At 48.3% G+C, this 13449-nt stretch carries 13 protein-coding genes and 1 pseudogene; 6 read left to right on the top strand and 8 right to left on the bottom strand.

Features of this window, described 5'->3' with window-relative positions; genetic code table 11:
• Window positions 1-391: 391 nt before the first annotated feature.
• The 3 genes and pseudogenes from zntB to smrA form a co-directional block, all read right to left on the bottom strand.
• Window positions 392-1375, bottom strand: coding sequence for a zinc transporter ZntB (gene zntB, locus J4728_RS14570; protein WP_000387374.1), 984 nt, complete (start codon window positions 1373-1375; stop codon window positions 392-394).
• Between the two features lie 145 nt (window positions 1376-1520).
• Window positions 1521-2675, bottom strand: a pseudogene (locus J4728_RS14575) (methyl-accepting chemotaxis protein).
• A 410-nt stretch (window positions 2676-3085) separates the two neighbouring features.
• Window positions 3086-3649, bottom strand: a complete 564-nt coding sequence (smrA, locus tag J4728_RS14580; RefSeq protein ID WP_001046799.1) for a DNA endonuclease SmrA — start codon at window positions 3647-3649, stop codon at window positions 3086-3088.
• 257 nt (window positions 3650-3906) lie between these two features.
• Between smrA and ogt the strand changes: the two genes are divergently transcribed.
• The 3 genes from ogt (at window position 3907) to uspE (ending at window position 6468) form a co-directional block, all read left to right on the top strand.
• The gene (ogt, locus tag J4728_RS14585; RefSeq protein WP_208211973.1) at window positions 3907-4422 is read left to right on the top strand and encodes a methylated-DNA--[protein]-cysteine S-methyltransferase; all 516 of its coding nucleotides are present in this window, start codon (window positions 3907-3909) and stop codon (window positions 4420-4422) included.
• A gap of 195 nt (window positions 4423-4617) precedes the next feature.
• Complete coding sequence (gene fnr / locus J4728_RS14590) at window positions 4618-5370, top strand: fumarate/nitrate reduction transcriptional regulator Fnr (RefSeq protein WP_000611914.1); 753 nt, start codon at window positions 4618-4620, stop codon at window positions 5368-5370.
• A 150-nt stretch (window positions 5371-5520) separates the two neighbouring features.
• Window positions 5521-6468, top strand: a complete 948-nt coding sequence (uspE, locus tag J4728_RS14595; protein WP_001262138.1) for a universal stress protein UspE — start codon at window positions 5521-5523, stop codon at window positions 6466-6468.
• Between the two features lie 54 nt (window positions 6469-6522).
• Here the strand turns inward: uspE and J4728_RS14600 are convergent, their stop codons facing one another.
• The gene (locus tag J4728_RS14600) at window positions 6523-6777 is read right to left on the bottom strand and encodes a DUF2534 family protein (protein ID WP_000605645.1); all 255 of its coding nucleotides are present in this window, start codon (window positions 6775-6777) and stop codon (window positions 6523-6525) included.
• Window positions 6778-7015: 238 nt separating this feature from the next.
• Between J4728_RS14600 and J4728_RS14605 the strand changes: the two genes are divergently transcribed.
• Window positions 7016-8047 carry a mechanosensitive ion channel family protein gene (locus J4728_RS14605; protein ID WP_000493670.1) on the top strand — a complete coding sequence of 344 codons (1032 nt, stop codon included), beginning with the start codon at window positions 7016-7018 and terminating at the stop codon, window positions 8045-8047.
• Window positions 8048-8128: 81 nt separating this feature from the next.
• Here the strand turns inward: J4728_RS14605 and J4728_RS14610 are convergent, their stop codons facing one another.
• The gene (locus J4728_RS14610) at window positions 8129-8731 is read right to left on the bottom strand and encodes a helix-turn-helix domain-containing protein (protein ID WP_000163372.1); all 603 of its coding nucleotides are present in this window, start codon (window positions 8729-8731) and stop codon (window positions 8129-8131) included.
• A 43-nt stretch (window positions 8732-8774) separates the two neighbouring features.
• Between J4728_RS14610 and J4728_RS14615 the strand changes: the two genes are divergently transcribed.
• Together J4728_RS14615 and J4728_RS14620 are read left to right on the top strand one after the other, a co-directional pair.
• Complete coding sequence (locus J4728_RS14615) at window positions 8775-9461, top strand: B3/4 domain-containing protein (RefSeq protein WP_208211975.1); 687 nt, start codon at window positions 8775-8777, stop codon at window positions 9459-9461.
• A 27-nt stretch (window positions 9462-9488) separates the two neighbouring features.
• A complete protein-coding gene (locus tag J4728_RS14620; protein WP_000051809.1) occupies window positions 9489-9827 on the top strand; it encodes an antibiotic biosynthesis monooxygenase family protein in 339 nt (112 codons plus the stop codon).
• Window positions 9828-9932: 105 nt separating this feature from the next.
• Here the strand turns inward: J4728_RS14620 and J4728_RS14625 are convergent, their stop codons facing one another.
• The 3 genes from J4728_RS14625 to zirT form a co-directional block, all read right to left on the bottom strand.
• Window positions 9933-10490 (bottom strand): redoxin family protein, encoded by a 558-nt coding sequence (locus J4728_RS14625; RefSeq protein WP_023258477.1) that lies wholly within the window; start codon window positions 10488-10490, stop codon window positions 9933-9935.
• Between the two features lie 98 nt (window positions 10491-10588).
• Window positions 10589-11419 (bottom strand): two-partner-like secretion system exoprotein ZirS, encoded by an 831-nt coding sequence (zirS, locus tag J4728_RS14630; RefSeq protein ID WP_001242918.1) that lies wholly within the window; start codon window positions 11417-11419, stop codon window positions 10589-10591.
• 20 nt (window positions 11420-11439) lie between these two features.
• Entirely contained in the window at window positions 11440-13422 is a 1983-nt protein-coding gene (gene zirT, locus J4728_RS14635) for a two-partner secretion translocator ZirT (RefSeq protein ID WP_208211977.1), read from the bottom strand.
• Window positions 13423-13449 lie beyond the last annotated feature (27 nt).

A 13449-nucleotide genomic window follows, 5' to 3' on the forward strand; every position in this document is an offset into this window, starting at 1 on the left:
GGCGGGTCGGGCATCGGCTGAGGACGGGGAAGCGGCTCAGGAATGGGAACAGGGTCAGTGGGAATCGGGTCCGACAAGGACGAGTGTAGATATAATAAGGTCAAAAGACAGCTCATATTACCCTCCAGAATGTCATTCAGACTCTTAAAGGGTAGACGCAGATAGTCTACAGGCAAAAAAAAGCCGACTAATCTAAGTCGGCGTCGTACGAATCAATTGTGCTATGCAGTAATTCAAAAAAGGAAGTAAGACAATATGGAGCGCAACGCCCATCGCTTGACGTTGCATTCACCTGCGAGAGAGATATTGCCCCGAATAGGTAGATGGTTTATTGACTTCGCTCAAATTTCTCGGCGTTTTTTCACCCGAAATGGTCTGAAAAGCGCTTTTGTTACAACCATTTACTGCGATGCAACCATAAAGTAACACCACCGATCAGGACAACTAACAGAATACAAAACAGAGAAAAGCCGAACCGCCATCCGCCGCCAGGAATACCGCCCAGGTTAACGCCAAATAACCCCGTTAAAAAGGTGCTGGGCAGAAAAACCATCGCCATAAGCGACATGGTATAAGTTCTGCGCGCCAGAGACTCCTGCATCACCTGGGCAATTTCATCCGCCATGATACCAGTACGCGCGATACAAGCGTCAATTTCATCCAACCCCCTTCCCAGCCTGTCGGCGATATCCTGCATTCTGCGCCGGTGATCGTCGCTCATCCACGGCAGCCGTTCACTCGCAAGCCGGGCATAGACGTCGCGCTGCGGCGCCATATAGCGGCGCATAACAATTAGCTGTTTACGTAGCAATGCGAGGAAACCGCGCGGTGGGATTTGCTGGTCGAGAAGATTATCTTCCAGATCGATAATTTTATCGTGTAGCTCTTCAATAAATTCACTGGCGTGATCGGTTAACGCATCGCACACATCTACTAACCAGCTGCCGCAATCTACGGGCCCGGTGCCCTCCTGCAAATCACTGACCACATCGTCCAGCGCCAGAACCTTTCGCTGACGGGTAGACACAATGAATCGCTCGTCCATATATAAACGCATTGCCACTAATTGATCCGGGCGTTCGTCAGTACTGCCATTAATACAGCGCAGCGTAATGAGCGTCCCTTCCCCCATACGACTTACGCGCGGGCGCGAGCTTTCACCAGCCAGCGCATCACGCACGTTATTGGGGAGTAAAGGCGTTGAAGCCAACCAGCGGGCGCTGTCCGGGTGGGTATAATTAAGATGTAGCCAACAGGGATGCTGACTATCGATCACATCATTATCTTCGAGCGGTTTTACTCCACCACGACCATCCAGTAGCCATGCGAAAACGGCATCCGGCACGTTCACATCCGATCCCTTAATGGCTTCCACAGCGCCTCCACGTTACAACTCTCATGCCGTTAGTCTAGCTTTCGGGAAAGGTTAAGCAATCTCTCATTTTCTCATTGCGCAAAAAGAATGACGGGAACGTGCGAAAAAAGCGCCTTAGCAACAGGCGCTTACCAAACATGTATTATCAGGCCTGGCCGCGCCTGGTGATGGTCGAAAGAGGTGATACATGAGAGCGCGACAGAGCATGTTCACTGTAACCCGGCAGGCTTAAACGAAATTTGTCGGTTTTAGTCTGTAACTCGATCACCTGCGCCTTTAAAACATCCGAAGAAGCAGATAACGCTTCAACCATTAAAACATTGCTATGGGTTGCGCTTTCCAGATCGCTCAACGCCAGGGTTATCTGGTTAATGCCTTTTTTCTGCTCCCGCGTGGTGGTGGAAATTTCACTCATCAGCACGTTTAATTGCCCGGAGCCGCCAACAATCTCCTGCATATTTTTTTCAGCCTCCTGCACTATGGCGGCCCCCTGCCGCACATTCTCATGCGTAACGTCGATCAGCGCCTTGATACTTTTTGCCGCCTCGGCGCTACGATGCGCCAGGTTACGCACTTCCCCGGCCACCACGGAGAAACCTTTTCCATGATCGCCCGCCCGCGCAGCCTCTACCGCCGCGTTAAGCGCCAGAATATTAGTCTGGAATGCGATACCGTCAATCAATGAAATAATCTCCGTCATCTGCGAGGCACAGTCGGTAATAGAACGCATATTTTCTGTAACCCGCACCATTAATTCACCGCCTTTACGGGCGCATTAGGTTGCACAATCCGCCTGTATGCTCGCCATTCGGGTATTATCCGCATTGTTTTTGGTACTCGCCGCCATTTCATCCATACTGGCGGCAGTTTGAATTAACGAGGCCGACTGCTGTTCCGTCTTTACGGATAGCGACATACTGCGCGCCGCCAGTTGTTCGGAAAGGGTCATTGCCGTTTGCGAAGAGGATCTGATTTCACGTACCAGCGCGGAAATATTCTCCGACAGACTATTAATCCCGGGGATGAGTCGCCCGGCGCAATTATTGCCAAATTCGGAGATATGAATAGACAAGTTTCCTGCTGCGACCTCTTCAATACTTTTCTTCACGGTATTAATTGGCACTACCAGATAGCAGGTCATATACCACCAAAGCAGTAATGACGAGATCAGATAAATGATATTACACGTAATTAAAATAGGGAGATCGTGCAGAAAAGCTATTTGTAAAGTATCCACCAAAAGAAACGTACATACCATGAATAGAATAATGCATGTCCTGACGCTGATATTTCTCAACATTTTTGACGGCCTACAACCAGGATAGGAGACAGGTTTTATTTTTATAGCATTTCAGATATCTATTGCCATTTGTTTCTTTGACATTCTCCATATTCAATAGCAGACCATCGCCATTTCCCTTAGTGCAACAGATAAAATCACCTATATTCGCTATGCCAGGATATTTATCCATCCATATTGACAAGTGATGTACTTATCACCATTTTCTGCTTAATAGTTAAGTCGAAAGCCAGTATATTTTAATAGATGCTTAAATAAGCGAATGACTGTTTCTCCGTGTTATTACCGTGGACAGCGTTATCGCCCGTTCTCTTGCAGAATCCTGAGCGTTTGGATGAGGCGTTATATCAGGCATAAAATCGGGTTCGCGCGAGCTTGCGCTGGCGGTCCTGTCCGCCAGCGGCAACGATTTACCGGCTACGCTTCGCATGGCGCTCCCAGTTATCCTGTTTAGCCTGCACCGTTTTACGTAACGCGACATAACATGCCCCGCCGCCGCCATGATGCGGCAGCGCCGAACAATAAGCCTGTACATCCTCAAACTCTGTCAACCAGCGGGCCACATAGCTTCGGACGATATTGGCATGCGACTTCGCCTCTCGCCCTTTACCATGAATGATCAGGACATTACGCAACCCCTCTTTCTGCGCCTCCAGGATAAAACGAAACAGCATTTTTCGGCACGTTTCGACCGGCTGGCGTAACAAATTGAGGCTGGCCTGCTGAGGGTATTTCCCACTGCGTAACTTGTCGATGACACCCTGCTGCAATCCTTCCCGACGAAATTCCAGCGGTTCATTCAGCGGCAGAATATCCAGAAAGCCCGTCGTCAGGAAATTATCAAGCTGAAGCGTGTCGATACGCTGGGGCGTTTTAAGATTACGCGTTGGCTGCCAGTGTACATCAGTATGGCGTTTCAGCGGCTGGACATCCTCCATGGCGTCAAGAAACAGCGCTTTATCGTCAAGGTTCATGGTTCATCCTCCAGCGTTTTTGCGACTGCCGTTATCATAACCGTGCCCTGTTATACCGACAACGGTTTACAGTTATTTCCAATAACAGCGACAATGTCAGGCAATTAACCGTCTCGCCAGGCTCCCTTTTTCTCCGCCAACGATATTACTGGCGCTAAATGTGTTATCCCTGACTATCTTTTAAGGAGTATGGTTGCGGGTATTCCTGGCATGATATCTTGTCTCTTACGTTAGGCTAAGACGATGTGAGAGAACGGATGCTGAGATTACTTGAAGAGAAGATAGCCACGCCATTAGGTCCGTTATGGGTGGTTTGCGATGAGCAGTTTCGACTGCGGGCCATTGAGTGGGAACAGTACCGCGATCGTATGGAGCAACTGCTAAATATCCACTACCGTCACGAAGGCTATGAACGCGTTTCTGCGACTAACCCCGGTGGACTCAGCGATAAGCTTGCAGATTATTTTGCAGGCAATCTCGCCGTAATTGATACCCTGGAAACCGCCACGGGGGGCACACCTTTTCAACGGGAAGTATGGCAGGCTTTGCGCACTATCCCCTGCGGGCAGGTGATGCACTATGGTCAACTGGCGGCGCAACTGGGACGACCGGGCGCCGCACGCGCAGTCGGTGCTGCGAATGGCGCTAACCCCATCAGTATTGTTGTTCCCTGCCATCGCGTCATCGGGCGTAACGGCACTCTGACCGGATACGCTGGCGGCGTGCAGCGAAAAGGGTGGCTATTACGCCATGAAGGCTATCTTTTATTATGAATATACAGGCAAAAAGTGCCTTATCGGTCACACTTTTATGTAAAGCAACAACAAATAAATCACGTATTTTCAAATAGATAAAAGTATTCATCAAACTTATACTTGAATTATTCCTTCTCCGGGATAGCTCAGACTTACGCGCTCACCAAAAAGATGTTAAAATTGACAAATATCAATTACGGCTTGAGCAGACCTATGATCCCGGAAAAGCGAATTATACGGCGCATTCAGTCTGGCGGTTGTGCTATCCATTGCCAGGATTGCAGTATCAGCCAGCTTTGCATCCCGTTCACACTTAACGAGCATGAGCTTGATCAGCTTGATAATATCATCGAGCGCAAAAAGCCCATTCAGAAAGGGCAAACTCTGTTTAAAGCAGGTGATGAACTGAAATCGCTCTATGCTATCCGCTCCGGAACGATTAAGAGCTACACCATTACCGAGCAAGGCGATGAGCAGATTACTGGATTCCATTTAGCAGGCGACCTGGTGGGTTTTGACGCCATTGGCAGCGGTCATCATCCGAGCTTTGCACAGGCGCTGGAAACCTCAATGGTATGTGAAATCCCCTTTGAGACGCTGGATGACCTGTCCGGCAAAATGCCTAACCTGCGTCAGCAAATGATGCGTCTGATGAGCGGTGAAATTAAAGGCGATCAGGATATGATCCTGTTATTGTCGAAGAAAAACGCCGAAGAACGTCTGGCCGCGTTTATTTACAACCTGTCCCGCCGCTTTGCGCAGCGTGGTTTTTCACCGCGTGAATTCCGCCTGACGATGACCCGTGGCGATATCGGCAACTATCTTGGCTTAACGGTCGAAACCATTAGCCGTCTGCTGGGGCGTTTCCAGAAAAGCGGCATGCTGGCGGTGAAAGGTAAGTATATTACTATTGAAAACAGCGATGCGCTGGCGGCCCTCGCCGGTCATACCCGCAACGTCGCTTAAACGTCAGCTAAACCATTGATGTTATCTTCTGCCATATCGTTAAATTTTTCTCATTTATTGATCTGGCAGAAGCGCTTCCTCTGTTTCATTCACCATATTTGAGTTACTCTTTAGTTACAAACTGCGATGACAGTTGTAAGGAGACCCTGTATGGCTATGTATCAAAATATGCTGGTGGTCATCGATCCCAATCAGGACGACCAACCCGCATTACGGCGAGCAGTTTATTTGCATCAACGGATTGGCGGCAAAATTAAAGCTTTCCTGCCTATTTACGATTTCTCGTATGAGATGACCACCCTGCTTTCTCCTGACGAACGCACCGCAATGCGTCAGGGCGTAATAAGTCAACGCACAGCCTGGATACGTGAGCAGGCGAAATATTATCTTGAAGCCGGTGTCCCCATTGAAATTAAAGTGGTCTGGCACAATCGTCCCTTTGAGGCCATCATCCAGGAGGTTATCGCCGGCAGTCACGATCTGGTGTTGAAAATGGCGCATCAGCACGATCGACTGGAAGCGGTCATTTTTACCCCTACCGACTGGCATTTGCTGCGTAAATGCCCAAGCCCTGTGTGGATGGTCAAAGATCAGCCGTGGCCAGAGGGCGGCAAAGCACTGGTCGCCGTGAACCTGGCAAGCGAAGAGCCCTATCACAATGCTCTCAACGAAAAGCTGGTAAAAGAGACCTTACAATTGGCGGAGCAGGTTAATCATACCGAAGTGCACCTGGTCGGCGCCTACCCCGTTACGCCAATCAATATCGCCATTGAGCTGCCGGAATTTGATCCCAGCGTGTATAACGACGCCATCAGAGGCCAGCATTTACTGGCGATGAAAGCGCTGCGCCAGAAATTCAGCATCGATGAAAAAGTTACGCATGTAGAAAAAGGCTTACCGGAAGAAGTTATCCCGGATCTTGCTGAACATCTCCAGGCGGGGATCGTTGTGCTTGGCACCGTTGGACGTACCGGACTCTCGGCCGCGTTTTTGGGGAACACGGCCGAACAGGTCATTGACCATCTGCGCTGCGACCTGTTAGTCATTAAGCCTGATGAGTATCAAACACCGGTTGAACTGGACGACGAGGACGATTAATCCCTCTTCCGTCCTGCCGGATGGCGCTGCCATCCGGCCAATACCCTATTCCTGTTACTCATCTCCGCCGAGGAAATAGATCCCCAAAGGAATCGCCAGCAGAATAGTGAACACCAGACTGTAAACGAAAATCATTGCCGACTGAATGGCATACATAGAGCTTGTCCACTCGGACAGTGGAATATGATACTGCTCAATCACACCGCCGATAGTCGCGCGCGTTACCACCGATGCCGCAACGATAAACACTGCCAGCAGGCATAACAGAAATTTTTTCCCCTTCGCCGATTTCAGCTTCATCATGATCATAGTATTGTCCTTTACAGATGACTTTTTTACCTGATAGCAACAATACCATGACAATCGCGCGATGTCTGCTCTATAAAACGTGACATTGTATTTACATAAAAAGTAAACCGCTGAGATTAAAGCTGATAGCACTATTTCTTCTTTTTACTTATCGATGATCTACGCGTTTATCCTGGGTAAAATACCTGTTAATCAGGTCATTCTGAGCTGTTATCGTAGGAAGGAGCGGAAAACAATAATGTTCACTGAATTTTTTCTCAAAAACGCATTTAATCTGGCGATACTTTTCAGTTGCGGTATGGCGTTGCTGGTCGTGAGATTTTGGCTCAGCCGTAACGTACAGTGGAAGAAAGGATTCACGTTCCATGCGGCACAGTTTTTTATTTACGCGATTATTATTGGGACCATCGGGAGCATACTGAATAATGCTATTGAAGATTATAATTTGCGTTTTATCTCTTCCGGGGTCATTGATTTTATCTGCACCTCGCTCATTGCGCTTATTCTGACGATAAAACTTTTCCTGATTATTAACCAATTTGAAAAAGCACAGGTCAATAAAGGTAGAGATGTCACCAGTACACGTATTCTGGCACGGGTCATAAAAATAACCATTATTGTCGCGATTGTCTTACTGTATGGCGAACATTTTGGCATGAGTCTGTCCGGTCTGCTGACCTTTGGCGGTATCGGCGGTATCGCTGTTGGTATGGCGGGCAAAGATGTCCTGAGCAATTTTTTCTCCGGTATTATGCTCTATTTCGATCGCCCCTTCAGTATCGGAGACTGGATTCGTTCTCCTGACAGAAATATCGAAGGTACGGTCGCCGAAATCGGCTGGCGAATTACACGAATTAACACATTCGACCACCGCCCGTTGTACGTGCCTAATTCCGTCTTTTCATCCATTAGCGTTGAGAATCCGGGACGGATGACCAACCGTCGAATAAAAACGGTTATTGGATTACGTTACGAAGATGCCGACAAAATTGGCCTCATTGTTGACGCTATCAGAAACATGCTGCAGGCGCACAGCGATATCGATCAGAAACAGACGCTGTTGGTCTATTTTAATGAATTCGCCGACTCTTCGCTGAATATTATGGTGTATTGCTTTACCAAAACAACAGTATGGCAGGAATGGCTTGCCGTACAGCAGGATGTTTACCTGAAAATTATTGCGATTGTCCAGGAAAACGGCGCTGACTTCGCCTTCCCAAGCCAGACGCTCTATATCGATGACCCGGAGGCCGCGCCTGCGATAAAATAAAAGATAGCCGGTGCCCGATAACGCTTATCGGGCACCGAGGCTTCCCTGTCCGGATGACGGGTTGTTAGCGCCTTAAGGTGATCAACGGCTCTTTTCATTCACCGTCATGGTAAATTCAAGCACCTCATTAGTGTCGTTAACGTAGGCATGAGGCATGTCGGTTCTGGCTACAGCGGAGCAGCCCTCCCGAATAATAAAGCGTCTACCATTAACTGTTAATGTCAGTGTTCCCTGATTAACAAACAGTAATTCACAGGTGTCTGCCGGATGCCCTGCCGATTCAAACTGTTCACCAGGATGCATTATCCATTGCCAGAGTTCCAGCATATCCGGCCCGCTGGTTCCCGCCATCAGTTTTGCGCTGCCGCCTTTCTCGCCGCGCCACAACACCGGAATAGCATCCCGGTCGATAAGATGGACCATCGGCTCGCTGGCGACGTTGACAACATCCGCCACGGACACTCCCATTGCCGCCGCGATCTTACATAACAGCGCAATGCTTGGATTGGCTTTACAGCCTTCAATTTCCACCAGCATTCCTTTACTGACGCCGGAACGCCGCGCAAGCTCATCCAGCGACATCTTTTTTTGGCTACGAAATTGTTTGATACGTTGGGAAACAGCTTCATTTATTGTGCTGACGTCGGCGCCCGCCGTGGTCGATAAGTTGACTTTTTTGGTCATTGGTCGATATCATAGAAGAAAATAGTCATTACAGGATTATGCGATGTCTTCTATGTTACCGTCAATCAGCCCGGAACTGGCCCGTATCGCTCCCGGCTTTCGTGCATTAAGTATTAATGTTATTGCCGCTCCGGTTCGCGATGCGCAGGTCGGAGAAATCGCGCTAAAAGAGGCCTGTCAGGCCGTAATTAACGGCCAACCGGCGTGGGCACAGGCGCATATAGACGCCTGGAATGCGGTGTTTAAAGCATTCGGCGCAAAACCAAAGCGCACCCCCTGCTCGGCGGAAGCGCTACGAAAACGCGTGTTGAAGGATGGAACAATGGCGGCGCTGGACCCGGTCGTTGATCTTTATAACGCCGTGAGCCTGCGCTATGCCGTACCGGTAGGCTGCGAAAATAGCGCGGCTTATTGTGGATCGCCACGGCTGGTTTTCGCAGACGGTAGTGAAACATTTGATACTCTGAAAGAAGGACAACCCGCCACCGAGTCGCCAGAACCGGGCGAAGTTATCTGGCGCGATGACAGAGGCGTCACCTGTCGGCGCTGGAACTGGCGTCAGGGAGTACGTACCCGACTAAGCGCTTCAGATAAAGCGATGTGGTTTATCCTTGAAAGCTTGCCGGAAATGCCGGTTGATGAATTGTACGCGGCAGGAAACATGCTGACTGACGGCCTTGAAAAAATGATGCCAGGTTTACGTTTTGAATCCACGTTGATAGGTGTTTGATTGATATTGCGTAACAGGAGAAATACCATGTCGCTGTTTCTGACAAGTTTTATTTTCGAAAAAAAAGAGTACGACGAAGAGTTTTATCAACTGGATGGCTGGATTGAGCGCTATACGCAGTCTATTGATGGCTATATTGGGATGGAAAGCTATACCGATGCCGCCAGCGGAAGAATAGTTAATAATTATTACTGGCAGACCCGCGAATCAATGGAGCTATTGATAAATAATTTACAGCACCAGCAGGCCAAATCACAAAGTCATAAGTGGCTTTCCGGTTACCAGACGATTATTGCAGAAATTCAGGGGTGCCATAACGTTAACCTGCCCCATCCGCTGGCATCATTTTCAGTTCCTTATGCGTGATGCAATAGTATATATATTAAATGTGGGGGCACACAAGAGAATGCCTGCGCCCCTGCATTGCCGGTTATTCGGTTCTCTGTGCAGGGGCGGTGCTGATATAAGTGATTAGTAAACAGGAAGATGAGTGATATCTCGTGGTACACTAACACGCGTAACCACATTGTTTTCATCGCACTCTATCAACGCTCTGGCAAAAATACTGAGCTCATTAATTTTCAGCCCGGAATTATCCAAAAACTGGCGGCAAGCGTAGTCAGAAACAAAGGTTATGCCGGGATGAATATCATGTTCCCGAATAAAACGGGCCTGAGCAAATGGCGTATCCATACTCAGCACATATACCGCCCGGTTTGAGTGGCTACCCGCTGATTTAAGGCGGTCACTATAGTCTTTTACCTGCCATTCACAAACCGGCGTATCCAGTGACGGGACGACAATAATCCGCTTTTTTATCCCCGGGATACAGTAACCCGGTAATAAATTATGGCTCACCAGCCCCTTTGTGCAGGGTAATGGTTCGCCTTCAGCCAGTATACCGGGTTTGAGGGTCAGTTGCGTTTTGCCAAAGGTGACAGCGTGTTCCTGACCCAATGAGATATAATCCTGTGTTGTTGTTGGCGTCATAAAAACTTCTCCTTTTAACGTTTGTATTATTTTAGCCATAATAATTATTTAGCAATCCGCTAAAAAACCAGGTGAACATCCATAATAAGATGATGGTGATAAAAAGAATTATATTAGACATAATAATTAATATAGTTTTATAGTCTTCCTCTGATGGAAATTTCTTTCGTGAAACTCATTGCATATTTAAAAGATATGTCAATACGTTCATTACTATGCCCACGATAGGTTATAACTTGTGTATATTTACCTGGAACATTTTCTTTCTTAAGAGGGCCATAATCCCATAAGCCTTTTAAATTTTCACGCGCTACAGTCTTATTAATGTGAACTTCATTTACAGGATTCCCGTCGATATCCTTAACAATAGTTGTGATGGTGGCACTTTCACCCGGCGATAATACAGACTTATCTATACTCATAACTGTTAAATCTGGGCTTGGCGTATTAGATATAGTTTCTGTTTCAATATACTGGAACTCAGATACCGATGGCACAGGCGTGTACCCTGACGCTGAAGCCATATCCGTTTCATTATAAATTTCTAGTTTAATCTTTGAACCCCGATGTTCCTTTTGGATATTAAATTTATGCTCACATGGCTTTTCTCGTTTAAGTATATGCTGAGAGTTATCTTTATTGATCTGATAATACGTACATACTGTAGTAAAAGTTTCCGCAGACTGATAGTTATTATCCGGATCTCTGATGCCTACATTTCTGGCATTCCTCGCAATAGTCATTCCCGGAAAAGGTGTATACTTTTCAATAGAAAAGCCAAGTCCATTAAACTGCAATTCGTAGGTATCACGAGGTGTTCCAGGCCTGTGCCCAACGCTCGGCGCCGTAGGAGGAGAAAACATCCCGACGGTTGCCGCGGACGTTGTCGACGAATCCGCCAAGACGCTTATCGGCGCAGCCGCCAGAAGCAGGCTATAGATAATAAGATTATGTTTCGACATACGCACTGTTGATCCTTTTTAAAACATTAATTCGCATCAGAGGTTGCGGTATTACCCTTAGCATTTTCCTTATCAGAAATAATTCTGACCCGGATATATTTATTCTGAAGCGATTCCCCATTAAGACTATAAGGAAGAAGCCAGGTGGCTTTTGTCGCCCCCGGTACGGATTGCCAGGATTTCATTTCATCCGAGATTTCCCACTGATAATTAAACGCATCAGTACAGTCCGTGTTATTTACACAAAGCGTTCTGGCTCGCATTTCTGTTCCGACGACTGGCGCAGTAACGCTTCCGTTGGCTTCTTCAGTACCCGGCGTAAAAAGCACCTCCACAGAAGTGACCTTCTGCGCAATACTGTCTGACTGCGCTTGTAGTAGTACGGTACCCTTCACCGGATGTTTATCGTCTGGTCCGCTTGCTTCAATATGTAATTTGAGCGAGCGGGCATCATCGCCGATATGGGTCACCAGAACCCGTTCAACCCAATGGCCGTCACGCTCTGTACCACCGGGCGCTTTAAATGCCAGACCCGGCGTATCTGATTGATACTTAATATGACGTGGTTTGAGCGACGCCCACTCCTCTTCAGAACGCTCGCGCACGTAGTGCCACTCAATAACCTTCCCCTCTTCTCCGGCAGGAAGCGGCGTACTGATAACAAAGTTGCCGTCCTCAACCTGAACATCGTCATTGATAACATTTATCCAGGAACGGAAACTGGTCTCATCCTGTGTCACCCTTACCGGGATACGCTCGGAGGTCACGCGAGTACCCCGGCTGTCAGTCACCGTTAAATAAAGGCTATACTCCTGACCGTCGGTCGCCGTCAGCGGAAGTTGTGGAAGGATAAGGCCGCTGCCCAGACTCCCCTGAAGCTGGAGTCCGGCGAGAAGCTCCGCATCACCCGACCACTCAACTTTCTCAATCGAGTAACGGCTATCTACCGTCGCCATTAATGTCACCAGCGTCCCGGACAGGCCTGACACCGGCATTGCCGTAATGCGGATTTTACTGGCCTGCTCCCGATACGCCATGACGATATCGTAATTACGATCGACAAAGGCACGTCGATTAGTCGTATTCGACGGCGCCCCAACGTTGCGGTAATCAAGCTGTTCATGTAACGGCGTACCGAAGGAATAGTTGACTCTCAGACCGCCCTCCGCCTGCGATCCGCCATTACCGGCGTCCCGATATCCTGCTCTGACCTCAAGTAAGGGGACAGGATTCCAGACCAGAGCCGCACCTGCGGCGCGGGGATTCTGGCTTAATGTACCGTTACCCAATAGATCAACTTTATCCCCGTAATACTGTTCATATGTCAGCTCGCCACTGAACCAGGGAAAATCGGGAAGCGTGCCTTTTGTTCGCAGATCAAAGCCATATGCCGGACGCTCATCATGTAACTCATGCGCTGCTGACGTTTTCCAGCCGGTGAGAGGGAAATAATAGTTGCCGGAAAAGGCCATACTGTCTTTATAGACTTCCCCGCCAATGCCGCCACGTAAGTGGGAATAACGGATGTCGGCATCCAGAAACGTATTGACGCCGAACAGCCATCCATTGACCTCCTGGCGGTAACCCATACCAACGTTAACATAGGTGCGGCCATCGAAACTGCTGTTGTCGTGGTCGCGAAAGCCAAGCTGACCAAAGAGTAAAGACGATGTTGTTTCCTGGACGGGAATAAACATATCGAACTCTGATGAGCGATATTTCGCGCCATCTTCAAGATTGACGCCACCACGGAAAATAATCTCCGGAAAAGCGCTCTTCATCCCCTCGTTCACCAGATGATTAGCGGCTTGCCCTGGTAATGCCTTTATTTTTCCTTTGGCATAATCCTCCAGCGTCCCCTCCTGCAGGTGCGGAGAAATAGACGATGCCGTCCCCGCAATCCACGACTGAATTTCATTATCGCTATCAGCGATAACCGGGAGTGAAAGCTGACTGCTAACAATGGCCCAGGTTATATATTTAGTAATAGGTTTTTTAGAAAAAACCACTTTATTGCCTCCTGCTATACCCACCTG

Source organism: Salmonella sp. 32070601201500089SM (assembly GCF_017573605.1).
In the GTDB taxonomy this organism is placed as follows: Bacteria; Pseudomonadota; Gammaproteobacteria; order Enterobacterales; family Enterobacteriaceae; genus Salmonella; species Salmonella enterica.

Bases quoted from the DNA above. Each gene is read 5' to 3' on its own strand.
- J4728_RS14610 (WP_000163372.1), bottom strand. From the start codon at position 8,731: ATGACCAAAAAAGTCAACTTATCGACCACGGCGGGCGCCGACGTCAGC.
- J4728_RS14600 (WP_000605645.1), bottom strand. From the start codon at position 6,777: ATGATCATGATGAAGCTGAAATCGGCGAAGGGGAAAAAATTTCTGTTA.
- fnr (WP_000611914.1), top strand. From the start codon at position 4,618: ATGATCCCGGAAAAGCGAATTATACGGCGCATTCAGTCTGGCGGTTGT.
- J4728_RS14605 (WP_000493670.1), top strand. From the start codon at position 7,016: ATGTTCACTGAATTTTTTCTCAAAAACGCATTTAATCTGGCGATACTT.
- J4728_RS14625 (WP_023258477.1), bottom strand. From the start codon at position 10,490: ATGGCTAAAATAATACAAACGTTAAAAGGAGAAGTTTTTATGACGCCA.
- smrA (WP_001046799.1), bottom strand. From the start codon at position 3,649: ATGAACCTTGACGATAAAGCGCTGTTTCTTGACGCCATGGAGGATGTC.
- uspE (WP_001262138.1), top strand. From the start codon at position 5,521: ATGGCTATGTATCAAAATATGCTGGTGGTCATCGATCCCAATCAGGAC.
- J4728_RS14615 (WP_208211975.1), top strand. From the start codon at position 8,775: ATGTCTTCTATGTTACCGTCAATCAGCCCGGAACTGGCCCGTATCGCT.
- J4728_RS14620 (WP_000051809.1), top strand. From the start codon at position 9,489: ATGTCGCTGTTTCTGACAAGTTTTATTTTCGAAAAAAAAGAGTACGAC.
- ogt (WP_208211973.1), top strand. From the start codon at position 3,907: ATGCTGAGATTACTTGAAGAGAAGATAGCCACGCCATTAGGTCCGTTA.